Origin of the sequence: Denitrobaculum tricleocarpae (assembly GCF_007004665.1) — a bacterium.
Lineage (GTDB): Bacteria > Pseudomonadota > Alphaproteobacteria > Kiloniellales > Kiloniellaceae > Denitrobaculum > Denitrobaculum tricleocarpae.
Genome location: NZ_ML660052.1, coordinates 327,055 through 351,237, shown reverse-complemented (window position 1 = coordinate 351,237; position 24,183 = coordinate 327,055). Strand labels below are relative to the sequence as shown.

14 protein-coding genes and 2 pseudogenes are annotated in these 24,183 nt (G+C 52.7%); 10 read left to right on the top strand and 6 right to left on the bottom strand.

The genetic code is table 11. The features are described 5' to 3' along the window. Positions 1–45 precede the first annotated feature (45 nt). From FKG95_RS01575 to ectB, 7 genes are all read left to right on the top strand, one after another. A complete protein-coding gene (locus tag FKG95_RS01575) occupies positions 46–1,263 on the top strand; it encodes an NAD(P)/FAD-dependent oxidoreductase (RefSeq protein ID WP_142894492.1) in 1,218 nt (405 codons plus the stop codon). Between the two features lie 48 nt (positions 1,264–1,311). Further along, positions 1,312–2,061: a protocatechuate 3,4-dioxygenase subunit beta gene (pcaH, locus tag FKG95_RS01570; RefSeq protein ID WP_246116649.1), complete on the top strand. Its 750-nt coding sequence runs from the start codon at positions 1,312–1,314 to the stop codon at positions 2,059–2,061. A 9-nt stretch (positions 2,062–2,070) separates the two neighbouring features. Then, complete coding sequence (gene pcaG / locus FKG95_RS01565) at positions 2,071–2,685, top strand: protocatechuate 3,4-dioxygenase subunit alpha (protein ID WP_142894489.1); 615 nt, start codon at positions 2,071–2,073, stop codon at positions 2,683–2,685. A gap of 123 nt (positions 2,686–2,808) precedes the next feature. Next, the gene (locus FKG95_RS01560) at positions 2,809–4,125 is read left to right on the top strand and encodes a SidA/IucD/PvdA family monooxygenase (RefSeq protein WP_142894487.1); all 1,317 of its coding nucleotides are present in this window, start codon (positions 2,809–2,811) and stop codon (positions 4,123–4,125) included. A gap of 52 nt (positions 4,126–4,177) precedes the next feature. Further along, complete coding sequence (gene pobA, locus FKG95_RS01555; RefSeq protein ID WP_142894484.1) at positions 4,178–5,350, top strand: 4-hydroxybenzoate 3-monooxygenase; 1,173 nt, start codon at positions 4,178–4,180, stop codon at positions 5,348–5,350. Then, positions 5,286–5,870: a lipocalin-like domain-containing protein gene (locus FKG95_RS30405; RefSeq protein WP_142894482.1), complete on the top strand. Its 585-nt coding sequence runs from the start codon at positions 5,286–5,288 to the stop codon at positions 5,868–5,870. The genes pobA and FKG95_RS30405 overlap by 65 nt, the downstream gene beginning before the upstream one ends. 18 nt (positions 5,871–5,888) lie before the next feature. Then, positions 5,889–7,154, top strand: coding sequence for a diaminobutyrate--2-oxoglutarate transaminase (gene ectB / locus FKG95_RS01545; RefSeq protein WP_142894479.1), 1,266 nt, complete (start codon positions 5,889–5,891; stop codon positions 7,152–7,154). Positions 7,155–7,873: 719 nt separating this feature from the next. Here ectB and FKG95_RS01540 read toward each other — a convergent pair. Continuing rightward, a complete protein-coding gene (locus FKG95_RS01540) occupies positions 7,874–8,116 on the bottom strand; it encodes a hypothetical protein (RefSeq protein ID WP_142894477.1) in 243 nt (80 codons plus the stop codon). A gap of 92 nt (positions 8,117–8,208) precedes the next feature. Between FKG95_RS01540 and FKG95_RS01535 the strand changes: the two genes are divergently transcribed. Both FKG95_RS01535 and FKG95_RS01530 read left to right on the top strand, forming a co-directional pair. Then, positions 8,209–9,096: a LysR family transcriptional regulator gene (locus FKG95_RS01535; RefSeq protein ID WP_142894475.1), complete on the top strand. Its 888-nt coding sequence runs from the start codon at positions 8,209–8,211 to the stop codon at positions 9,094–9,096. 78 nt (positions 9,097–9,174) lie between these two features. Continuing rightward, a pseudogene (locus tag FKG95_RS01530) lies at positions 9,175–9,677 on the top strand (Tn3 family transposase); the annotation flags it as partial. A gap of 58 nt (positions 9,678–9,735) precedes the next feature. Here the strand turns inward: FKG95_RS01530 and FKG95_RS01525 are convergent. Together FKG95_RS01525 and FKG95_RS01520 are read right to left on the bottom strand one after the other, a co-directional pair. Next, positions 9,736–9,939 (bottom strand): annotated as a pseudogene (locus FKG95_RS01525) (IS6 family transposase); the annotation flags it as partial. Between the two features lie 69 nt (positions 9,940–10,008). Further along, positions 10,009–10,737 carry a FadR/GntR family transcriptional regulator gene (locus FKG95_RS01520; RefSeq protein ID WP_142894472.1) on the bottom strand — a complete coding sequence of 243 codons (729 nt, stop codon included), beginning with the start codon at positions 10,735–10,737 and terminating at the stop codon, positions 10,009–10,011. A 74-nt stretch (positions 10,738–10,811) separates the two neighbouring features. Here FKG95_RS01520 and FKG95_RS01515 point away from each other — a divergent pair, with 74 nt between their 5' ends. Continuing rightward, positions 10,812–11,564: a sulfite exporter TauE/SafE family protein gene (locus FKG95_RS01515; RefSeq protein WP_142894469.1), complete on the top strand. Its 753-nt coding sequence runs from the start codon at positions 10,812–10,814 to the stop codon at positions 11,562–11,564. 245 nt (positions 11,565–11,809) lie between these two features. Here the strand turns inward: FKG95_RS01515 and FKG95_RS01510 are convergent, their stop codons facing one another. The 3 genes from FKG95_RS01510 to FKG95_RS01500 all read right to left on the bottom strand — a co-directional run bounded on the left by FKG95_RS01510 (position 11,810) and on the right by FKG95_RS01500 (position 23,950). Continuing rightward, positions 11,810–12,088, bottom strand: a complete 279-nt coding sequence (locus tag FKG95_RS01510) for a DUF6538 domain-containing protein (RefSeq protein ID WP_142894466.1) — start codon at positions 12,086–12,088, stop codon at positions 11,810–11,812. Positions 12,089–12,602: 514 nt separating this feature from the next. Continuing rightward, complete coding sequence (locus FKG95_RS01505) at positions 12,603–14,786, bottom strand: CHASE2 domain-containing protein (protein ID WP_142894464.1); 2,184 nt, start codon at positions 14,784–14,786, stop codon at positions 12,603–12,605. A 302-nt stretch (positions 14,787–15,088) separates the two neighbouring features. Beyond that, the gene (locus FKG95_RS01500; protein WP_142894462.1) at positions 15,089–23,950 is read right to left on the bottom strand and encodes a cadherin-like domain-containing protein; all 8,862 of its coding nucleotides are present in this window, start codon (positions 23,948–23,950) and stop codon (positions 15,089–15,091) included. Between the last annotated feature and the right edge of the window lie 233 nt (positions 23,951–24,183).

The window sequence follows — 24,183 nt, the reverse complement described above, 5'->3', positions numbered from 1 at the left end:
TGATCTGAAGGCAACGAAGAACCCTAAAATGGAGCGAGTTCAACCGTGAAAAGTGCTGATATCATAATTGTTGGAGCCGGTGCGCTCGGCACCGCATTGGCTTACAACCTCGCTATTCGTTCGAACCTAAGCATAGCCCTGTTAGATTCCCATCAACCCGGATCACAGACGTCACCTCGAGCAGCTGGAATGGTCAGTCTGCTGAGAAAAAGTGCATCAATGATTAGATTAATCAAGCGTGCACGCGTCAAAATTGAGACTTTCACGAGAGATCTTGATCAACCTCTTATGTGGGAGAATAGCGGCAGTTTGAAAATTGCCCGTCGACCAGAAGATGACGCAGTTTTGGACGGGGATCTCAAGCGCGCGATCGAAAATGGGTTGAATGTCGAACGCATAAGTCCTGATGAAGGCGCTCGGCTGAACCCCTTTTTGCGCCCAGAAGGAATTACCGGGATCCTGCATATCCACGACGATTGTTACTTTGAGCCGCAGCAAATTGCCACTGGATACGCTGCCGCCGCAGTCAGGCACGGCGTTCACCTCCTTCCCAATACACCGGCAATAGACATCGTAACATCCAGAAATAAAGTTGTTGGAGTGAAAACGCCACGCGGCCAGATAAACACTCCTTATGTCGTCGATGCTGCTGGTGCTTGGTCCCGACAGATAGCCGCCAAATGCAGAATTGACCTGCCACTGATACCTACCCGTCATCAAGCAATAATAACCGAACCGCTAGATGGGGCGAGTGCGAAGACACCCATGGTGAGGATTATGGACGCTGCTGTTTATACCCGCACCTATGGCAAAGGCTTGCTCTGGGGGGTTTTTGAGGAAAACCCCAGAACGCTGAGCTCGCAAGATTTGGATAGCTCCTTCGACACAGCGGATCTTTCGCTCGACTTGTCGATTATGAAAGCCGCGGCGAAGGATGTGCGGGAACAATTACCCGTCCTAGAAAAGGTTGGTGTCGCCACGCTACGCGGTGGACTGCCGACCATGACACCCGATGGCAGGCACCTGCTGGGTCCATCTCCCGGATTGGACGGGTTCTATTTCGCAAGTGGATGCAATGTCGCAGGCCTTTCGATCGCACCGGCAATCGGCGAAGGCATGGCATCGTGGATCCTCGAAGGCACGCCACCGAGCGATTTTAAGTCCATGCACGCAGATCGTTTTGCAGAAGCCGAAGATGAAGATGAAGCCGATGTCGTTGCGAACTGCAGAAAGCAGTATCGCCACTTCTATGGATCGGCTTAGCCATGTTGCTCAACACCCCCTCCAGGGTATCGGTCAATAGGAAAATGAATGATGACACATGATGCTGACTACAATAGCCAAGAGACACAAGGTCCATTCATCGCGCGGGACCCGAATTGGCAACCCAAGGCCTATACAGCAGACTACAAATATACGATCGCGCGTGCGCCCAAGTTACCGGCACTCTCAGTGGCCAATACGGTTTCCGAAATGACCGGGCCAGTTTTCTCAAAGGAAATTTTGGGAAAACAAGACAATGATCTGATTCACAATTACGCAAGATCTGGCGAGGCCGCCACCGGTGAGCCTATCATTGTTCATGGCAAAGTTGTCGATGAACACAAACGGCCAATGAAGGGTGTACTTGTCGAGTTCTGGCAGACAAATGCGAGCGGCAGATATAGGCACAAGACCCACAACATAGCTGTGCCACTAGATCCAAACTTCGGCGGGTTTGGCCGCTTCATTACCGATAATGAAGGCCACTATTGGTTTCGTACCATTAGGCCTGGCGGCTACCCTTGGCCAAATGGCCCGAACGCCTGGCGTCCACCACATATACACTTCTCGGTATTTGGTTACGCCTTTGCGCAGAGACTCATATCCCAGATGTATTTTTCAGGCGACCCGCTTGTTTGGCAATGCCCCATTGTCAGGAGCATTTCTGATACCGATGCCATCGAAACTTTGCTTGCAAAGCCAGACATCGAAAATTCGGCACCGATGGACGCGTTAGCATATCGATTTGACGTCGTTTTGCGGGGCCGTCGAATGACATTTTTCGAAAACCATGAATGAGGAAAAGCGATGGCCTTCCAACACACTCAACTCAAAGAGTCGCCGTCTCAGACAGCTGGTCCGTTTGTGCAAATGGGATTAACTCCCAATTTTACCGGAATTCACAGTGTTTACGAAAACGACCTTGGAGGGGCGCTAATAAATGACAAGACGGAAGGAGAGCGCATAGTCGTGACCGGCCAAATCTTCGATGGGGTTGGTTCGCCGATAAACGATGCAATAATCGAGGTTTGGCAAGCTGATGCTAAAGGACGATACAACAGCCCCTTCGACCCTTCCGGAAAATGCGACAAAAACTTCTTCAGTTGGGGCCGCATTCCCGTAGATCCGGAAACTGGAATCTACTCATTTTCAACCATTAAGCCAGGCCGAGTTCCAATTGGAAGTGAAGCGCGAATGGCGCCTCACATTACCTTTTGGATTGTCGCGCGCGGCATCAATCTGGGGCTGCACACCCGAATGTACTTCGCAGACGAGGGTGACGCGAACGCGGAAGACGCTGTCCTGACAGAGCTCGAACACCAACATAGAGCTTCCACTCTGCTGGCAGAGTTGGAAGGCGACATCTACAAATTCAACATCTATTTGCAGGGGGCAAGAGAGACTGTCTTCTTGGACATATAAATCAATCTCTTGTTCGACTAATGGGCATGTCTTCTTTCTTCTTATTGCCGGGTGCTTGAACTCCCATCATCTCTAAGAAGCAAATCTGCGACATTTGTAATCCAAGAATCGGGAATCGTAGTTATGAAGAGCAAAACTTCAGTTTGCCAGACGAACCGCGTTTACGATTGCATCGGGATCGGGTTTGGCCCCTCAAACATTGCGTTGGCTATCGCTTTGGAAGAAAGAGGCTTACTCGAAAACGTTCTCTTTTTGGAGGCCCGTGATCACCATTCCTGGCATCCAAATATGATGCTCCCAGGTACTGACATCCAACACAATCCCCTACGAGATTTAGTGACACTAAGAAATCCTCAGAGCAAGTACGGGTTTTTGTGCTATTTGAAAGAGAATGACCGCCTTCTCGATTACTTGAACCTGAGTGCGCCCTTTCCGCCGAGAAGCGAATACACCGGATACATCGATTGGGTTGCCAGGCAGTTTTCAAATAATGCTAAGTTGAGTTGCGTAGTTTCGTCTATTGCTCCGGTGGAGGGAGATGATCCGCTAGTTAGAGTATGTGATTGTGAAGGATCGGAATACTTAGCTCGGTCGCTTTCCTTTGGGGCCGGACGTTCTCCCCACATACCCGAGAAGTTTTCAAAACTCATGGGAGATCGGGTCATTCATTTGACCGACTACCTTTCTTCGGTGGAAAGGTGGACCTCTGAACAATCGAATTTACATATCGGTGTTGTCGGAGGGAGCCAAAGTGCGATCGAGATAATACTAGACATAAATTCGCGAACTCCGTGGGTAAAGGTAACAAACATCAGCCGCGGATTTGGCTTTAAACAAAAAGACCTCAGTCCCTTTACCGAGCAGATATATTATCCCGAGTTTGTCGACTATTTTTATAGCTCATCAATAAATTCACAAAAATCACTGACCCGCGAACTATGGCGCAGCAATTACGGCGCCGCTGACCATGATGTGATCGATGAATTAAACTTTAAACTGTATGAACAAAAAGTTCAATCTGATGAAAAGATTGTACTGTTACAGAATAAGGAGATTGAAAACGTCTCCTCATCAAGCACTGATAAGAAAATCATGCTGGAATTGTCAGACAGGCATTCTTTAGAAAGGCAAACCGTTACTCTGGACGCAGTCATATTGGCAACGGGTTTTAAGAATTTCGGCACTGGGCCTGAACAAGAGCCCTATCATCCTCTGTTGGAAAATCTGATCGACTCTACAGTTTTCAGAGAGGATGGCGGTGTGTCCATAACGAGGGACTACCGTTTACAGAAACTGAATGGCGCAAAAACTCCGCCCATTTACATCAATGGGCTGTGCGAGAGTTCGCACGGGTTCGGCGATGCGGGTTCATTCAGTCTTCTGTCAATAAGGGCGGGAACTATAGCGCAATCTCTAGAAGAACATGTTGTTCCCACATGAAGACCAAGACTCAACCAGAGTAATAGTCCGTTTCAGGTCGGGAGAATTGCAAATGAAGACAAGTGTCGCGATCATTGGATCAGGTCCTGCTGGCTTACTTCTGGGTGCGCTTTTGACCGAGGCCGGCATTGACAATGTGATTGTCGAACGAGCAGACAAGCAGCGAATACTAAGCCGTGTCAGAGCCGGCGTCTTAGAACAGGGTACTGTAGGACTACTGGACCAAGCAGGTGTCGCAACACGCCTTCATTCGGAGGCACTCCATCATAGCGGAATACTGGTTGCACGTGGCGAAAACATTAAACGTTTGGACCTCGAGCAATTGACGGGTGGTACGGGCGTGACAGTTTACGGCCAGGTGGAGATTACTCGAGATTTAATGGAAAAACGGGAGTCGACAGGCGCACAAACAATTTACAACGCGTCTGATGTGAAGCTCTGGGACGTAAATGATGACCGACCTTACGTAACCTATGAAAAAGGCGGAAGTAAATTCAGCATAGACTGTGATTTTATAGCAGGATGCGACGGCAATCATGGAGTTAGCCGTCAATCACTGCCACCAAATACGCTGCGTCAATACGAACATATCTATCCGTTCTGTTGGCTGGGCCTTCTTGCGGAAGTGCGACCTTGTTCAGATGAACAAGTCTATTCGAAGCATTCGCGTGGTTTTGCTCTTTGCTCTATTCGTTCTAAGACAAGAACACGCTATTATCTTCAACTACCTGTCGGAACTCGCGTAGAAGACTGGACCGATGAGCGATTTTGGGATGAATTGAAACTGCGGCTGCCAGAGCGATTTAGCGACTCCTTAGTCACAGGGCCATCGTTCGATAAGACGGTTACACCTCTACGTTCGTTTGTTAGCGAGCCCATGCAATCCGGCAATCTCTTCCTCGCAGGTGACGCCGCACACCTTGTTCCGCCCACCGGCGCAAAAGGCTTGAACTTAGCTGCGAGCGACGTTCATTACCTTTTCACAGCATTTCATGACTTTTATAGCAAAGGGTCAGAAACTGGTCTTTCATCATATTCCGACTTGGCATTAGGTCGCGTCTGGAAGACCGTTCGTTTTGCATGGTGGATGACGACAATGCTTCATCAATTTCCAGAAGCAAACAGGTTCGACCAACGAATCCGAGAGTCTGAACTTGATTATGTACTTTCTTCAAAAGCTGCATCAACAGCTCTGGCAGAGAACTATGTTGGCCTACCTTACTAGCCAAGGCCTGCAATGCACTGATGCTATAGTACAAAAGAGTGAGAATGTAATGTCATCTACTCCACAAGATGCTCAAAATAGAAACCCTCAAGTAAAATATGAACGCCTAATTGGAGTTTGGAAATTCGTCAGCTACGTCCGAAAGGACTTACAATCAAATGAAATAAAGCATGTATTTGGTCAGAATCCGCGGGGATATCTAATCTATACGAGAGAGCAGAGGATGATGGCTCTTGTTATTCCAGAGACACGTGAAACCCTAAAAAATGATGCTGATCGGATAGATCATCACAAGAGGTTGGTATCCTACAGTGGCACCTATACCGTTTCTGATAACACCGTAACTCACCATGTGGATGTTGCGTGGAACGAAGCTTGGGTTGGCACTCATCAGAAGCGATTTTTTCAGATAGATGGGAGTCGATTGACGATTACAACTGTACCTACCGTCTACAACATCGGTGAGGGAGAACAAATAAGTACGCTGATACTGGACCGGTGCGCCGACACCACAATGTAATTGAAAGGCAGGTGACAAATGGCTGACATTTCAGACTTTCAAGAATCAGAGTCCGAAGTTCGCGTGTATTGCCGAAGTTATCCTACAGTTTTCACTACAGGAAAAGAGCATACGCTTTCTGACGAAGACGGCAACGAATACATCGACTTTCTTTCCGGTGCAGGCGCTTTAAACTACGGGCACAACAACGAGCTACTTCAAAAAATTCTACAAGACTATATTTCCGCAAACGGTGTAACAATGAGTTTGGATTTGTTCACATCTGCGAAACGCGATTTCATTTCAAAGTTTAACTCAACAATTCTCGCGCCGAGATCGATGCACTACAAAATGCAATTTGTTGGCCCGACCGGTACGAATTCTGTTGAAGCCGCCTTGAAGCTGGCTCGAAAAGTGACCGGCCGGTTCAACGTAGTCGCATTTACCAATGGCTTTCATGGAGTGACTCTGGGCGCCCTTGCAGCAACGGCAAACAAGAAACATCGAGAGGCAACGATCGGTGCATTGGGCAACGTAACGAGGTTTCCGTTCGACGGGTATTTCGGGCACAACATGGACAGTTTAATCTATGCCGAAGGTTTGCTGTCCGGAAAAGGGAGTGGTATCGAACCTCCGGCAGCTATATTACTTGAAACTATTCAAGGGGAGGGGGGAATTAATGTCGCTAGCGGCGACTGGCTAAGGGGTCTTCAAAGACTGTGCCGGGAAGTTGGCGCACTTCTCATTGTCGATGATATCCAGATGGGTTGTGGTCGCACGGGTACATTTTTCAGCTTTGAAGAACATGGCTTAGATCCAGATGTAATTTGCCTATCTAAGTCTATTTCAGGGTATGGATTGCCGATGGCTCTTACCCTCCTGAAACCTAAACTTGATATTTGGAGGCCTGGTGAGCACAACGGAACATTTCGAGGAAACAACCTCGCTTTTGTCACAGCATCGGCTGCACTCGACTATTGGCGATCAAGTGAGTTTTCTGACTCAATAGTCAAAAAGGGGCGGATTATTAGAGATAGCCTCGAACGAACAGCAGAGAAAATCCCACTTCAGTGGGTGAAAGAAATCCGAGGAAAAGGGATGGTATTCGGATTTGAGCTAAATGCGCCAGAGCTGGCTGAGACGGTGGTTAAAACAGCCTTCAAAAGTGGTCTAATAATTGAAACCTGTGGAGCAGATGACAACGTTCTCAAGGTTATGCCACCATTGACGATCTCAGAAGCTGGATTAATGAAAGGCTTGGACATACTGCATAGTTCTATCGTGAAAGCTTGTTCGATCCACTGAGTCGTCGAGCCTCACAGTCTTTCGAATCTGTTCAGCGTGATGTCCACACGCCGTGCCGAAACTGGGCCGGTCAATGCAGTGGCACAAACCAGAGTATCGGATTGCGAAGGTACGGGCACCGCACTCCCAACCTCTACCTGGAGAAAAATAGGTTCTTCTTCAGGCGCCGAACACTCTGCGCCGCCATCAGGGGCAAAGCGCGGATCATGAAGCCACTTGTGGATCAGACTGGCGTTCATAGAATAGCGTCAGGCAAATTGCGCGAGCGAAATAGCTGTCGTCCGCGTTTTCATGCAGATCGAGCGCTTCTCATCGTCCGATTAAAACCGCTTCTTCCCAGCCATAACCTGCATCAAGATGTCCACTATCGACGATGGGCACTATCGACCGCACTCTGTCAGACGTCAGGGCGGGCAGACTGGACCGATACGCCAACAACACGACCTGTCTGCTGAAATGCCGGCATGTTTGCGGCCTCAGAAAGGTCATTTTGGGATAACGCGAACCAACTGGTTTTAGGGCAACGTTTTATCGAAGTCACTTGCGCGGAAGCCCACGTGTCCCGGCCGCCACTCGGATCGGTATCGTGCTGACAGCGCCAATCCGCGTTCGCATGGTAGAAGCGCTCCACCGCCGTTTTCTGTCCCCTGAGCGAATGAGGGGGCGGAGTTTTCGAGTGTCTTCCGTCTTCAATGGGTTCGAAGTCTGCTGATGCAGTATCAGAGGTACTTCGCTATAGCCCAGTGTCCACGCCACTCCGGCTCCACGACCTCCATCATGGCTTCTTCGCGAACAGGCCGCTGCGAACATAGATAACGCTGTTGCCGCCAGGCCAAGAGACGCTGAAGAATGGTCCTGTTGTCGGGATCTTGATAAACAACGATGCTGCTATCGGTCTCTTCGTCACTCAGGCGCGGGATTGGCGTGTCCGCGTGGTGTGGCTCAATACGATCAGGTTTCATTGCTGGTCTCCTGACAATCTATTGGAAGATTGACAGATGCCGCACCATATTGAAAATTCAGACTTCAAATATGATGTATTGGAAAAATTTATATGCTGACTCATCGGCAGATCAGATACTTCCTCGCCGTTGCCGATGCAGGCCAAGTATCTGCAGCGGCGCGCGCACTGAACATCTCACAATCGGCGATCACGCTTTCTATCAAGGACATGGAGGCACATTTAGGAACAGCCCTGTTTGAGCGCCTGTCAACAGGCCTCAAATTGACACGTGCCGGCCAGCAGTTCCGACATCATGCGCATGACATTGCAGCTTCGTTTGAAGCCGCAGTAAAAAGCGTCGCTATCGGTGATGATGAGGTGTCCGGCATAGTCCGGCTTGGTATGAGCTGGACGCTGTCGAGCTACTTCGCAATTCCGGTAATCGAGCAGTTCAGCCGTCAGCATCCGGCAGTCGAGGTGAGGCTTATTGAAGAACGACTGGAGACTCTGGAAGAGCAGCTTGTCAATGGTCAACTTGACTTAGCGCTGGTTCTGACCTCGAACCTGACCGACGGCATCGGTCTCAAGAGCAAGATATTCCATAAATCGAGACGGCGACTCTGGACAAGCGTGGACCACCCCCTGACCAAGCGGAAAGCAGTGAAACTCGCAGAAGCGGCCCAATACCCCTATGCCGTTCTCCGATCTGATGACGCCGATAAACAAGGGCTCGCGCACTGGACCAAACAGACAGGCCATCCCGATGTTAAGTTTACATCTTCGTCTATCGAGGCGGTACGCAGCCTTGTCGCATGCGGACAGGCCGTCACCATCCTGAGCGATGTTGCCTACCGGCCTTGGACCCTAGATGGGCGGAGGGTCGAGCGGATCGATCTGGTCGAAACGGTCCCCACGATGGATGTCGGTGTCGCGTGGAAAGCCAAGCAAGCCCTTGGCCCGCCAGCCAAGCTACTGCGGGAAGCATTTAATAGATCGTAAGCGTCCGGTGCAGGTCGTTTTTGCTATTTCTTTGGTTGCCGCATACTGGCCAGACGCTTGATCGGCTGCAAGGTCACGGAAAAGCTGATTGCTGAAAACTGGCCGGATATCCTGCATGCCATCGCCACAATGGCGGTCGGGATTATGCCACCCAGCCAGCTGCTGAAGAAATTCGCGTCTTACCCGCGCCAGCATGAGCTGGTCCTAGCTCTCCGAGAAATCGGGCGCATCGAGCGCACCCTGTTCATCTTCGAATGGCTGCTCGATACTGACATGCAGCGCCGCGCTCAAATCGCCTGAACAAGGATGAGGCGCATCACGCTCTTAAGAACGCCCTGTGCATCGGACGCCGGGGCGAAATCCGTGATCGTACTGCCGAGGGTCAGCACTATCGCATGGCAGGGTTGAACCTGCTGGCCGTGATTGTGATTTACTGGAACACGTTACACATCGGACATGCCGTGACTGAGCGGTTGCAAGCCGGATTGCCTTGTCAGCCAGAGCTTCTCTCGCACATCTCGTCCCTCGGATGGGCGCATATCCTCCTCACGGGCGAGTACAGGTGGCTAAATCGGAGATGACCTACGCTAACTTACGATCCTGCCCCTACCGGAGCCGCCCCTCAACTGCCTGAAACCGACGGCACCATTGCCAGCGCAGCCGTTTTTCCATCTCAGGAGCAAAGATCTGAACCCACCGGTAGATCGTGGCATGATCAGCGCGGATGCCTCGCCCGGCCATCATCTGCTCAAGGTCCCGGTAGCTGATCCCATACCGGCAATACCAGCGAACCGCCCACAACACGACCTCTCCGCTGAAATGTCGCCCCTTAAACACGCTCATGGAAGCAACGACCCACTATGAAATAACGCCTTGTCGCGACACATCCAGAAATTCGCAATAGAGCCCAAATTACAGAACCTGTCCTTTATCAAAGTTTGAAAGCTGTGGTGACCCGGGTGTTAGCTGAAGAGCCTCGATAACTGTCTGCAAATGCGCACGCATTTCTACTTCGGCCGCTTTGGGGTCCCTATCATTGATCGCAGATACAATGCGCTGATGCTGGTCACTGTGCGACCCTTTGAATTCATTGATGCCAATATGTCTGTACGTGCGATCCCACTGAGATTGCCAAGTTGATCGACGCCTTGCTTCTGAGAGGAAAGTCAGAATTGAATACAGGATTCTATTTTTTGCCACCTCAGCGATAGTGCGGTGAAAGATGTCATCCGCCTGTTGGCATTCGAACCTGTCATTACCAACACGCCCGACTGAGATACATTCGTTCAGCCTAGCAATATCTGGCGCCGTCGCATTCCGAGCCGCTTCCGCAGCGATAGCTGGTTCGACGAGGTATCTTGCCTGTACTAATTCTTCAACGGACGTCACTTGAACCAGAAGACTTTTCCTGAGCGGAATCGCGCCGGGCCTTGGTCCATAAAACGTTCCTTGGCCCACATGCCGCCAAACCTCGTTTTCTTTCTCAAGCACGAGGAGAGCTCGTCGCACGGTTTCTCGGCTACAAGAGAACTGTAGCGCTAACACCCGTTCAGCAGGCAGCTTTTCACCAACCGCAACTTCACCGGTGTTTAGAAGTTCCCGGAGCAATGAAAGAACCTTAAACGTTTTCGTATTTCTCATATCAATTCTAGACCAATTTTTATACCAATTTAGCAAGCTGCTAAACACTCTCCAAAGAGTTTGGAGGGTTAAGCCTGTTCGAGTTACTCATTATCGTTTCTGCAGGATGTTTATGTGGGGCTTTGAACGCTATTGCTGGCGGTGGCACATTCGTTACATTGCCAGTTCTGATATGGCTAGGTATTCCGCCAATCGTTGCCAATGCCACTGCGACAACCATGGCGGTTCCCGGCTATATTGCAAGTGTTTGGGCCTATCGTCATGACATTCATGCCGAAGGTGCGCTTAGCCTAGGAATGATCGTCACGGTGGCAGCTCTCGGCGGCATGTTGGGTGCTATTCTGCTGATAGTTACATCTCCAGATGCTTTTCTGGTGATTGTTCCGTGGCTTCTACTAACAGCAACGCTTTTGTTCGGTTTTTCTCCACGTTTACGAAAACTGTCAGAGACCCACGCTGTCGGCATACCTTCAACTGGCGTGGCGGTCATCATCCTTCTTTTTGTGACAACCTATGGAGGTTATTTCAACGGTGGGCTTGGTATCATCATGCTCGCCGCTCTCGCGCTACAAGGCTATAGAAACCTTCATGGAATGAACGGGCTCAAGAATCTGCTTGCGTCTATTCTGTCCACGGTATCTGTTGTCACATTCATGACTGCGGACCTGATCGAATGGAAAGCAGCTTTCCCGATGGCTATGGCGAACATATGCGGTGCATACCTCACCTCGAGGATCGTGCGGCGTGTTGAGCGAGTGGACGTTCTTCGTCACGTAATTGTTGTCATTGGGAGTGCGATAACAATCACATTTTTCGTCGTGTTGTGAGGGTATCCCGCCTTAGAAAGGTTCACAGGTTGTCCGTCGTCAAGGTTTTGGGAACCAATGCGGGCCTAAGTTCAGGATCCATTGGTTTCCTGTGGACTGGGTGTTTCGCCGTTCGAAAAAAGAACGGTGACATGCTGATCTGAAATTGGCGTGACCTTAGATTTCGCAATTATACAGTCGGTTCTTCACCCATTTGAGAGCACAGACTACCATGTCGGTCATTCTGCCCGATACCTCGCCAGCTGCTAAACTCTGAAGGATGAGGATTGTCCTGTAATCAGGAAATCACAAATGATGGCGATGTGCTCTAAATCATATCCAGAATAACGCCGGTAAGTTCCAGATCGGATGTCATCGATGATCTGGTTGGACTCTGTCAGATGGGGCAAGATCAGCTTTTCAGCTTCGGTTCGGGACGCCATATCCAGGGATAATTTCCACTCCCGTTTACCCACACCCCCGCGCCAATCCTCGGGAACAACCCGGCGGAAATGAAGGATCCCGGATTTGTGCTTGAACGGCATGGATATAGCCATTTTTGTACCAGCGCCGAAATGACAAGCGCCGAGACTACCACAATCAGTAGCTTAGAAGGGAAATTGCGCGCCCGTAGGGATTAGATGCCTGCAGCCATTAATTGTTTAATTTCAATGTTTTATTGAATCACTCGATAATGCTTTTACACCAGAGATTTATACCAGCGGCAACTTTCAGTCGATGAACATCTATCTACATTTAGACGAACATAACGTCGTTTATTTCCCACTCATAGCTGCACTGAATCGAGATATGAGTCGCCTGGATAACTTGTCGTCCTTGCTGAGCGCTTGTCCCATGAGAGCGGCGATTTGACACTGTGCCGGAAAAGCGATTCACGAACATAGCGATTTAGCGCTGGAATTCCCAGCTGCAGTGGCATCGCTCCAACCAGAAGTCCGATGAGTCGCCAGTTGAGCACGCACTAACATCCGAAACAATAACACGCAGGTGAAGCTGATAGACTCGGCTTTCGTCTTTTGCATATTCATTACTTCCAACTTACTTGTCGTCTGAAGTAAACACGCCATTCCAGTTATCCGGCGGTGGCGCAACAATGAATTCCCGGATGCGGGTCTCGATCGTCTCGTAAAAGCTCTCCAGTCCGAAATTAGCGCTGAATAGGCGACAATTTTCCAGAGCTTCCAAAGCTTCCATCCAGCGTCGCTTCCTATATGCGGCAAGCATTTCGTTATTGAATCCGACAAGCGATGAAAACTCCGATGACGCGGCCACAACGCTATCCCCCACGAGAGCAAAGATTGTCTCCGGCTCCATTTTCCCCAACACCCGCACTAGATCAAGTTCCACAAGCGCAAAATCACGGGTAACGGCGGATGCTGTCCGCGAACCGACAATGATTGATACACCGTACAGCTTCGACTGGCCTTCAAGACGGGACGCCAGGTTAACTGAGTCCCCCAGAACAGAATAATCAAAATGGAGGTCGGAGCCCAAATTACCGACAACGCATTCGCCTGTGTTGATACCGACACCCAGGCGGAGCGGTAGAAAGGGCTGACTGAAAACCTTTGCTTCCTGACGCCTTTGTTCGTTCAGGATGTCCAAGCGTTTCAGCATCGCTAGCGCCGCATTACAAGCGTTCAATGGATGCCTTGGGTCTTCGAGCGGCGCATTCCAGAATGCCATAATCGCGTCGCCCATGTATTTATCAATGGTTCCCTGATATCGGACGATTTCATTCGACAAGGGTGTTAGGAGCCGGTTCATAAGCCGTGTCAGTCCCTGTGGGTCCGCTTTGTAGAGCTCTGAAATCATCGTGAACCCCCGAACGTCACAGAATAGAAAGCTCATCTGCTTGATCTCGCCTCCAAGGACCAGCTGATCAGGGTGCCGAACCAACTCATCGACCAACTCAGGAGACAGATACTGCCGAAAGGCATTGCGTATGTTCCGCCGATCTCCCTCCTCGCGGAAGTAATTCACGAATAACATAAGACTAAATACAGAGAAGCTTGCCGCCATAGGGAAAGAGACGTCGACGAGTGTCCCACTATCCATATAAAGATACCAGGAACCACCGAAGAGAGTAGCAGACAAAGCGGCCCCGAGAACCAGTGTGTAGAAAGCTCCGAGCAGCGGCACAAGTATGATCGCAAAAATACCCGCGCCCAAAGTCAGAATGATCTCTGCGCCCAAAGCATAATTAGGCCGATGTAGATAGGATCCCTCCAGAACCGTTTCGATGAGCTGTGCATGGACCTCGACCCCCGGCATAGCTGGATAGAGTGGTGTAACCTTGACATCGAACAATCCGGTTGCCGAGCTACCGATGATCACAAGTTTTCCGGCCAAAGAGCCAGGTGCCAATGATCCAGCCAGCACATCCTTCGCTGATAGGTAGCGGCGTTCATCAAAGGAGGAGAAGTTGATCCAAATCCGTCCACGCCGGTCGGTCGGCACTTCGATTTCTCCGACCACAATGTTTCGCACCCCCGCGTCATCGGTCCGGATCAGTATGGGCTGGAGATCTCCGGTCTGCTTCTCGTCAGAAAGTCGAAGCAGTTCCAATGCTAGAGCTGGCACAATGGTATAGCCGACGGTTGTCATCGCCGGAACACGCCGTATCACACCGTCTCGCTCCGGCAAGAGAGTGAAAAGCGCTAATCCTGCTGCGGCCTGCTCTAGCTCTGGCGTGTTGCGGATAATACCCGGAAACTGCACAAGGAAATGCCGCGGGTCTTGTCCGACAGTAGCAACAGGCACTCTTTTGACGACCCCAGCATTTTCACCCAGCCGTCTCTGATACCCTGATTGACCTAAAACGGATTTCCCCTTGGCAAGCGCTTCGGCAAAAACGCGATCATTGCTGGGCAATTGTTTCAGTAACGTCAGCAGTTCCTGGTCCAAACCTCCGATTGTCTCTCCAAATATATGCGGTGACATCCGGTCAGGTTCGGGGAATACAATGTCAAACCCGACGGCTAGAGTTCCGGCCTGGTACAGGTTTTCCAGCATCGTTGCGAGTAAGGTTCTGGGCCAGGGCCACTGACCAACAGCCGCAAGGCTCTCTTCGTCGATGTCGACAATGATAACTGGTCGTTCGACCGCTTCACGCGGATGAAGTATCTGAAAGAGATCAAAGGATCGCAAGCGCAACGCCTCAATAAGCAAAGGATCCCATATCCGAACAATTAAAGTCACTAGTAAGAGCGCCAATCCCATGCAGCGCCCGATGCCGAGGCGGCTGGCCCACTTACGCACAGGACCACCGAGTCTGCCGAGAGCCTGCGTCCAAGTGCCTCGTCATGAATCGCAGTTGGCGCGGCATTCAGGTAACGCGCACCGGGCTCCTCTTTTTAGTTTTGCAAAGTAATCTGGATAAAGGCCTGGGCCTTCTCCGTCACCGCGCATTGACGCGGTTTCGAGCCTGGGCGCAACACCGCATACCGGCCGCAGCTCCCGCCCCGTCAAATCGCCTGCCCCCAAATCATTGGATTGTCGCCGCATTCTCATATCTCGGAATACTAAACCAGCAAGACGAAGTCCTGTTCATCCACCAGGTCAGACGAGAGTCCGTCCAATACCACCAACAATTCACCTGTGTCGACGACTGAGACGACGGCGCGGTCGGATGCATCGGCGCTGATCGTAAGATCCGAGAACAACAGCCCATCCTCCAGGCCAATCTTATCGATGCCGTCTTCGAAGTCAGTCAGCAAATCCGCCAGATTGAGACTGTTTCCGCCATCGCCGCGCGCATAGGCGAAGATATCCGCCCCCGCACCGCCCGTGAGACTGTCCGCACCACTTCCGCCTCTGAGCAAATCGTCGCCTGCGCCGCCAAAGAAATCGTCATTGAGGCTGCCCCCCATGAAGATGGTGCTGTCACCTGCTATCGCGTCTGATTGCGCAATCAGTGCAAGACTGTGATCGTCATCGACGAGCTCGAACATAAAATCACGAACTACGCCCGATACGGCAATGGAGGTTTTTTCCTGATCAAACGTCATACCGGCATCAGCTTTCATGAACACGACTGCGTCACCGGTTTCGGCTTCATAGCCTTCGATAAAGGAGAAATCGATCAGACCGCTCAGAATGCTGGCCTCACCGGAAACCTCCATTAGATCGAATTGCCCTGCCCCCAAGCCGGCGGCTTCGATATCCAACACACCACTGCTCATCGTGAAGTCACCATTGATGATGGCCGTGCCCGGCGAGTTGCCGGTGATGTGCGTGCCGCCGAAAAGATTGATATTTCCGTTGACGGTTCCTTTGTCGGCCGTGTTGAGAGTACCGCCTTCCTCAATGTTGATATTCGTCGCGGTCAAGCTGCTGTCCTTGGCAACGACCACCAACCCGCTGGCCACAGCTGCTTGAGCAACGTCGCCATGCCCAATGGACAGAGTGTTGGTCACATTCCAGGATGCGGGCGCACCGGCCCCACCGAGAATTCCGACGGTAACGTTACCATCGCTGCCCACGGTATTCCCGATGCTGGCGCTGTTGCTCGTGATGGTGCCGCCGTTGGTGATGGTGAGGGCTGCGGTGCCCTCGTGCGCGACAGAAAGATGACTGGCGACATCGAAGTTGCCGCCATTCAAAAAAACGTTACCGTCACCACGAGCGAGGCCGCCAATATCTCCGTCCTCTATGGAGACATTGCCGCCGTTGATCACAAGTGAACCGGTAGCAGTGTCATCCTGTCCGAAGTCAGGATCGCTAATGGGGTCAAAAAAACCATTTCCAATGGAGAAAAAACCGTTGATCTGTAGCTGTGAAGTCGAATCGACAGTGACTGCCCCGGTCGCACCACCTGCATTGGCTATGACCCCGAAATCGCCGTTAGACGTGAATACAGCGCCATTTTGCAATAACAGGGTCCCGTTCCCTTGGGTGCCTACCTCAAGCCTCGTCGCATCGTTCCAAGTGCCGCCATCCATCACAACGACACCGATACCGCGTTCGTGATTGCCAATGCGCGTTTCGTTTGCGTTGACAGTTCCTCCAGTGAGGTTGAAGGTACCAAATGCAGAGGCGTCTATCCCGAAATCGGGATCACCTATGGGGTCATAAAACCCATGCCCGACTTGTATCAATCCAACATTGAGTTGCGATGTTGCATCCAATTCCACAGCGCCGTTCGAACCACCAGTCCATCCGATCCTGGCCCGTTCGGCGTTTACGGTAGCGTCATTTCGGATTTCGAGCGAACCGACATTCTCTCGACCGATGTTCATTCCATCGGCACCGATATCCCAAGTGGCGTTGTCTACAAGCGCTATCCCAACGCCTGTATCGAAGCTACCAACATCGACTCGAGAAACGGCAACACGGCCGCCGTCGCGGGTCTCCAAAGTACCCTGCCCCTCTCCTCCCACTATGATTCGAGTGCTAAATCCAGACGGACCTGCAATTGAGACGAGAGAGTCGGCTCCTTGCACAACAACGCTTCCCTCACCGCCAGCGCGATCACCTATTCTGAGCTGCGAGAACTCCGTGCCGCCATCCATGAAAAGTTGTGAGCCACTCAGGATGTTGAGCGTTCCACTAGAAGCATCTTCTCTACCAACCTCCATCGATACGCCTTCACCTGAGAGCTCCAAGACAGCTTGATTGCTCAGCGAAATATTTCCAGTACCTTCGCTCCCCACGGAAACAAACGTATCCTTGCCGGTTATGGAGATTTTCGACCCCAAACCATCAACTGACAACGCCCCGTCGCCCGTCGAGGTCCGGCCGACTTGCATACTGCTGTTATCTCCGGATACATTGATCTGACCGCCATTTTGGACTGTCATTGCACCGGTTCCGCCACGCCCGATTGTCAAAAACGGACCAAAAACACTATTTTCTGGGTCTGAAGGTGTCGTCTGGGTCATATTGACCGTAGCCGAATCGATCACGACAGTGCCCTGGCTTCCCTCATTCCGCGCGATCTGAAACCCAGGCTCGACTTCGGTTAAGCCACCGCTGATGTTGACGACCGCGCCGTTGAGTATATTCAACTCTCCGACATCACCATTATTCCGAGCCACCCGAAGAAAGCCTGCATCGTTTTCAAAAGGAGCGTTGAAATTCCCAAAACGGTTGTCGAGGTTTACGACGGTGCCTGCATCCTGGATGGTTGCCACGCCACTCAAACTGCCCGTCGCACCGCGGCCAATCTGGAAATTATAGGCGTTCAGGGTTGCTCCACCTGAGACAGTGAAATCGCCGAAACCGCCATCAAAACCACCAACAAAGAGTCCAGGATCGACTGCACCCGCGGCTCCTACCGTCAGTGTCGATCCAGAACCATTAAGCACCGCTGTTCCATTTCCTCCGGAGCCGATCTCCAACGTGCGGGTCGTTAACGATCCACCCTGTTCGATATTTAAGGTCCCTGCTGACCCAGCATTGGCTGCAACTTCGAAATATGAACCTGAATCAAGAAGCTCGACGGACGCAGAATTTCTGATCGTCATGTTGCCGGAACCCGAACCACCCACGGCAAAAAAAGCACTGTTCCCTGACAAGGCAACTTTCGAACCTGCTCCATCGACCAGAAGCGTTCCCTCACTCCCCGCGTCCCGACCAACTTCAAAACTTGTGTCATCACCGATCATACTGATCGTACCGCTATTCTGAACAGTTAAACGGCCGGTGCCTCCACGACCAACTTGAACAAAAGGACCAAAATCGTCGTTGCCCGGGTCCGACGGGGCCGACTGCGTAATGTTCACGTTTGAAGAGTCGATCAAGACCCCCCCTTGACTGCCTGCTTCTCGCGCGATTTGGATGCCGGGTTCTACTTCTCGAATGCCGGCGCCTATGTTCAATACAGCACCGTTAAGTATGCTCAACTCACCGATATCTCCGGCATCACGCGCAACCCGAAGGGCCCCACCGCTGTTCTCGAAAGGAGGTCCAAAGTTTCCGAAACGATTGTCCAAGTTTACGATAGTGCCAGGATCTCGAATGATACCAACGCCGCTTAAAGTTCCGGTTGCGCCTCGTCCGATATCGACGAACATCGACTCCAGGAGCGCGCCACCCGAAACCGTAAAGCTGCCGAACCCACCACCGGAACCACCGACCCTAATCCCCGTATCGACCAACATACTCTCGGCGCCGACCGTCACGAAGGTTCCACTTCCATCAACGACCAGCATTCCATCACCGCCGCGTCCAACCTCGATAGCGCGCGTGGTTAGCATTCCACCTTCACTTATCTCGAGATTACCGGTGGAACCAGCGATCTCAGCAATCGTTACCGACGACCCTGTTTCAGATACTTCTACGGACGCGCCGTTTCTGATGGTCGCACTTCCTGTACCGTCGGTCCCGATACTAAAGTGGGCACTATCACCAGAGAGCTGCACGCGAGATCCAAGACCATCGACAACAAAGGTGCCATCGGCCGTCGCAAACCGACCGACGAATAAGGCGGACTTTTCCCCGGTCATATTGATTTGGCCGCCATTTTGAACCGTTAACTCGCCTTGCCCCCCGCGTCCCACTCGTAAAAGAGGTCCACCCAAAGAACCCTCCGAGGGATTCGGATCAGCAGGCGTAGTCTGCAAGATATTCAGTGTTGCAGCATCGATGACGGCCATACCTCTGCTGCCTTGGTTACGCCCAAGTTGAAACTCAGGCTCAGTCTCTTGGAATCCGGCTTCAATGTTGACGACCGCACCATTGAGGATGTGCAATTCACCGACGTCGCCATCATTGCGTGCTGCGCGCAGGAAACCGCCGTTGTTCTCGGGCAGGCCAGACGGTCCCTCAAAGTCTCCGAAGCGACTATCGATGTTGACAACGGTGCCGGGGTCTTGAATGGTGGCAACGCCGCTAAGACTACCCGTCCTCCCGCGACCAACATCAAAGTTGAATGCGTTGAGTGTCGCGCCGCCTGAAACCGTAACCTCTCCAGTGCCGCCGTTGAAGCCGCCGACATAGAGCCCCGGATCGATGGCGTCAGCGGCCCCCACGGTCAACATAGAGCCAACACCATCAAGCAACAGAGTACCGGTTCCCCCTGAACCCACCTCCATCACAAGGGTCGTCAGAACTCCACCCTGATTGATGTCAACCGTGCCGTCAGAGCCGGCATTCGCCGCGATCACCGTTGAATCCGCAGAGACCTCGCCGCCATCGGCAATGGACAAAACGGCCGTTCCGAATTCAGCGACTATCAGGTCATTTGCAAAGAGCGTGGCTCCTGCACCGATGACATTCTCTACTGCGTCGTCGATGACCGTGGTGTTCTGCCGGCCGTTGATCGTGATGGTAACGCTCGCGGGGGCCGAGCCGCCATTGCCGTCCGAAACTCTGTAGGTGAAGTTATCGGTGGTCGACTCTCCAGGCTGGAGCTGGTCGAAAGCACCGTTGGGATCATAGTCGTAACTACCGTCTGCATTCACGGTGACGAGCGCGCCGGAGGACAGAGCGACCTGGTTCCCCACATTGGCGGCAGAACCTTCGACGGCGGAAACAGTCAGGACATCACCAGACTCGGGATCGCTGTCGTTCGAGAGCACGCCGTCGGCCGGCACAGACAGTACGGCATCTTCGTCGGTTTCGCCGGTATCTGCCGCCGCCAGAGGTACATCGTTGACGGCAACCAACAGCAGCGACGCGACAGCCGCGACGCTTGTCGCAACGCCGTCGCTCACGCTGTAGCGGATGTTCCTCTGGTTGTTCCCCCCTGCTGTCGGATCATCCGACAGGTTCCGATAGGTGATGGAGCGCAAAACCTGCTGATAGTTGGACCGGGAATCGTCCCCCGATAAATCCAGTTGACCGGTTGCAGAATCGTAGATTGCGAGGATGTTCGTGCCCGTTGTGACCGCGCTCAAGACTTCGTCGCCAGGATTCACGATATTCTCGATAACCACCGTAGCGCCGGCAAGATTGGCACTATCTTCATCGCTTATCACAAGGTCCGCATCGACAACCTGGGCCACGCCGCCTTCAATAAAGCTTGCGCCATCCTCCCCGTTTAGATCCACGACGGGTTCATCGTTGACCGGCAGGAAAGTGATGCCGGCAGCCGCCGGGGCCGTGCTGTCCTCGCCGTCACTCACCGACACCGAATAGGAAGGCTGCACCTCACCGCCATCGTGAACGAATTTTACGGCGCCCGCCGCGATCTGCGCCTGGCTGAACGAAGTGACCGCAACGCCAGGCGCGGCAACTAACTCGAACTGTCCGTGTTGGATGTTACTGACCGTAAAGATCAGGCCGGCGTCGTCGCTCTCAGTGTCCGTCGCACGCAGGTTCGATGCGTCCAGAACAACCGTCTCGCCTTCGTCCAGCTTCAAACGGTTCTCGACAACTTCAGGAAGGTCGTTCTCTTTTCTAAAGTCGACGACCGCCGGATCCGCTGGCGTAGTGTTGAAACCATCGCTCACCGACACGCCGTAGGATGGAGCCGTTTCTTCACCGTCATGGACGAACTGAACGAGCCCACCCGTGACTTGCGCTTGAGAGAAGGAAGTGATGGCAATGCCCGGCGACGCCACCAACTCAAACCGGCCGCCCGCAACCGAACTCACGGTAAAGACAAGATCTTCATCATCGCTTTCGATGTCGCTTGCACTGAGGCTGCCGGTGCCGAGAACGACCGTTTCACCCTCCTCGATAGTCAGATTGTTGTTGATGAGCAGAGGCGGCGAATTCGGTGCAATGAAATCAACCACGGCCGGAACGGGCACCGTGATGTTTGTACCATCGCCAACCGCAACCGAATAGGCAGCTGGATTTGTGCTCCCATCATGTACGAATAGGATTGCGCCCTGCGTTACCTCCAACTGCGTAAAGGATGTGACCGCCTGCCCTGGCGCCGCGGCCCGTTCGAACTGCCCGTTCTGCACGGCGCTCACCGCAAACACTAAATCCGCATCGGCAGTCTCCACATCCGTCGCACTGAGGTTCGCTGAGGTGAGAAAGACCGTCTCTCCTTTGTTCAAGCTTAAACTGTTTTCGATCAGGACAGGTGGTGTATCCGGTTTGACAGAAACAACGGCTGCAGCGACCTCACTCAAACTGTTGGCGCCGGCACCGTCATCCGCGCGCAATTCGATCTGCCTTTCACCTGCTGTCGGCGAAGCAGCCGTGTTCTGATAGGTGATGCGCTGCAGCACCTGCTGGTACTCGGCTAAGCTTGCCGCGCCGGACAATACAAGGCTGGAACTGCCATTCCCCGTAATGCTGATGCCAGTACCCGTGACATCGGTCTGCAGGACTTCAAAGCCGGTATCCCTGGGGTCCGCAATCGTTACGGTCACGCGTTTCAAAGAACCACTGTCGGGATCGATTATCTCCGCTGCGGGAATAATGGCGACCGGCTGCGCGCCCGCAGTGAAGTCCGCTAGCGCACCGGCCCCCCCGCCGCCTCCGTTCAAGTCCATCAGCGGCGCATCGTTGACATTGATGTAACCGCCAGTGTCGGCCACGGCCACGGGAGCTTCACTCTCACCGTTGCTGATGGCCACCGAATAGGACGGCGGATCTTCGCCACCGTCGTGCACGAACTGGACCGCACCTGCCTTCACGTCGGCTTGGGTGAAAGAGGTAATTGCCAAGCCAGGAGCCGCGACAAACTCGAATCGTCCGTTCTGGACTGCGCTGACACTGAAGACCAAGTCCGTGTCCGCGGTCTGGGCATCCGTCGCACTCAAGTTATCACTGTTCAGGATCGCCGTTCCGCCCTCGGCAACATCCAGGCTATTGTTGCCCAGCACTGGCGCTGGCTTGACCGGGATTGAGTCGGGTTGCGATGTTTCAGGTACCGGTTCTGTAATGATTGGCACCGACGTCTCGGATCTCGAAGAAGAAGTACTCACAGACGCAGGAAAAGTCTCGATAGCAACGGACTGATTTGAGGCCGAGGGCGGTGGACTCGTCGTGATCGTGGTGTTGCTGGACGACGAGGCCACGTCAGTCCCAATAATCCTCTCCGCCCCGAAGTCCGGCTCATCGAACGTACCGATCCCACCAGAAGGCAGGACTTGGCCGGGCGTCACAGGCCCGGCTCCGGTAACCAGCGGCGCAGGCTCATCTAGAAGCGCACTTTCTACGCTTTGGGCCAACTCAGATTCGGGATTCCCCACACCCGCGCTCTCGTCTTGCACAGCTCCGCCAGGTCCGCTGGAAGGCAGCTCTCCAGCTTGCGGAGTCGAGGCCTCGGCAGATGCTGTAGCTTGTGCCGTTTGCGTTTGACCTGGCACTGCCCTCTCAGCCACATCCGGGCCGCTGCTGGGCACTTGTTCCGTTTCCGACGCCTCTCCGCCCGCGGAAGCGGCAGCAGGCGTAGCGTCCGTTGCAGTCTCCTGGCCATCCGATGTACCTTGAGTTTCTCCGACACCGGGTTCGCCCTCTCCCTGTTGGGTGCTCGATGAGCTGCCGGATCTCGCGGTCTGATCCGATATTTCTTCTGGCTCAAACAGTTCAGCCCGCTGCAGTTCATCTTCAAACTGATCGTCGTCATCAAGGTCCGTTCGCTGTTCGGCTTGTGCCTGAACGGATCTCACTTCGATGGCACGCTCCCGCTCCTCCTCCAGAACATCGGGTGATTTTGGTGTTTCCTCTGGTGGCAGGCCGGGTTGACGAAAGGTAAAGAGGCTTTCGGTATCTCCGATAGGTTCAACACGTTCCCCTGTAAGCGGATTGAAAAATTCCACAGTCCCATCGCTGAGGGAGATCTGGACCGCGCCGTCCTCCAGCCCCAACGTCACATGGACCGTAGTCCCACGTATACCGATGTTGACGACGGGGGTATTGACCTGCATATCGCCGGTCGGTGCAATTTGCCCGGTGATGAAGGTGAAAGCCCCCTGGATCAGCGACATGATCATCGAATTGCCCGAGGCGTCCGGACTGTAGACGACCTCATTGAGAACCATCCGCGCGTTACCTGATAAGGAGAAGACCGTATCGTCAACAAAGCTGACATTCAGTCTTGTATCGGGACCCGTTTGAAGGACGTCACCTTGATAAACCGCAGCGCCTTCGCTCAGCTCAACAACGCTGCCGTCGGCCCGCGTCGCACGCGCGGTTCCACTCAGAGTCTCTACCTGTCCAACAGGTTCCGCAGTCGGCAGGGCGCCTGCCTGCGCATACTGGCCGGGCGCAGCAGGCCCTACCAAGGCTGCTATAAGATCGGATGACAACACCGCACCGGCGTCCGAAGCGAGATCTGGAGGCACGCCCAGCGCAAAGTAGTCCACGACGATGATGCTCGCACCATCATCACCACTCAGAACAAGACTATCACCCTCACGCTCAAATTCAGCGCTAAACAGATGATGAGCATCATCGATAAGGATCGGTGCGCCGGAACTTTCGGCCATTACGACGACCTGTTCCGACGTCAATCCTCCTGCATGATCATTTGCAACCATGTCCGGTCTCCCCAACAACCGACACTCGCAAACAAATCCGGGCTTCAATGTGGGAAAACACACACCTCGGGAGAGAAGATTCTACCCACAGTAAATATTTGATTTATTGATATTTATTTCTAATAAAGCGCAACCGAATTTGAACGCATTTATATGATTATATCGTATTTACAGAGAAAATTAAAACGATAGTTTATAAACTTACGACGCTATGCACCATAGAGTGTATTTTG

Bases quoted from the DNA above. Each gene is read 5' to 3' on its own strand.
- FKG95_RS01540 (WP_142894477.1), bottom strand. From the start codon at position 8,116: ATGAAACCTGATCGTATTGAGCCACACCACGCGGACACGCCAATCCCG.
- FKG95_RS01510 (WP_142894466.1), bottom strand. From the start codon at position 12,088: ATGCCGTTCAAGCACAAATCCGGGATCCTTCATTTCCGCCGGGTTGTT.
- pcaG (WP_142894489.1), top strand. From the start codon at position 2,071: ATGGCCTTCCAACACACTCAACTCAAAGAGTCGCCGTCTCAGACAGCT.
- pobA (WP_142894484.1), top strand. From the start codon at position 4,178: ATGAAGACAAGTGTCGCGATCATTGGATCAGGTCCTGCTGGCTTACTT.
- FKG95_RS01505 (WP_142894464.1), bottom strand. From the start codon at position 14,786: ATGGGATTGGCGCTCTTACTAGTGACTTTAATTGTTCGGATATGGGAT.
- FKG95_RS30405 (WP_142894482.1), top strand. From the start codon at position 5,286: ATGTACTTTCTTCAAAAGCTGCATCAACAGCTCTGGCAGAGAACTATG.
- FKG95_RS01535 (WP_142894475.1), top strand. From the start codon at position 8,209: ATGCTGACTCATCGGCAGATCAGATACTTCCTCGCCGTTGCCGATGCA.
- FKG95_RS01560 (WP_142894487.1), top strand. From the start codon at position 2,809: ATGAAGAGCAAAACTTCAGTTTGCCAGACGAACCGCGTTTACGATTGC.
- pcaH (WP_246116649.1), top strand. From the start codon at position 1,312: ATGATGACACATGATGCTGACTACAATAGCCAAGAGACACAAGGTCCA.
- FKG95_RS01520 (WP_142894472.1), bottom strand. From the start codon at position 10,737: ATGAGAAATACGAAAACGTTTAAGGTTCTTTCATTGCTCCGGGAACTT.
- ectB (WP_142894479.1), top strand. From the start codon at position 5,889: ATGGCTGACATTTCAGACTTTCAAGAATCAGAGTCCGAAGTTCGCGTG.
- FKG95_RS01500 (WP_142894462.1), bottom strand. From the start codon at position 23,950: ATGGTTGCAAATGATCATGCAGGAGGATTGACGTCGGAACAGGTCGTC.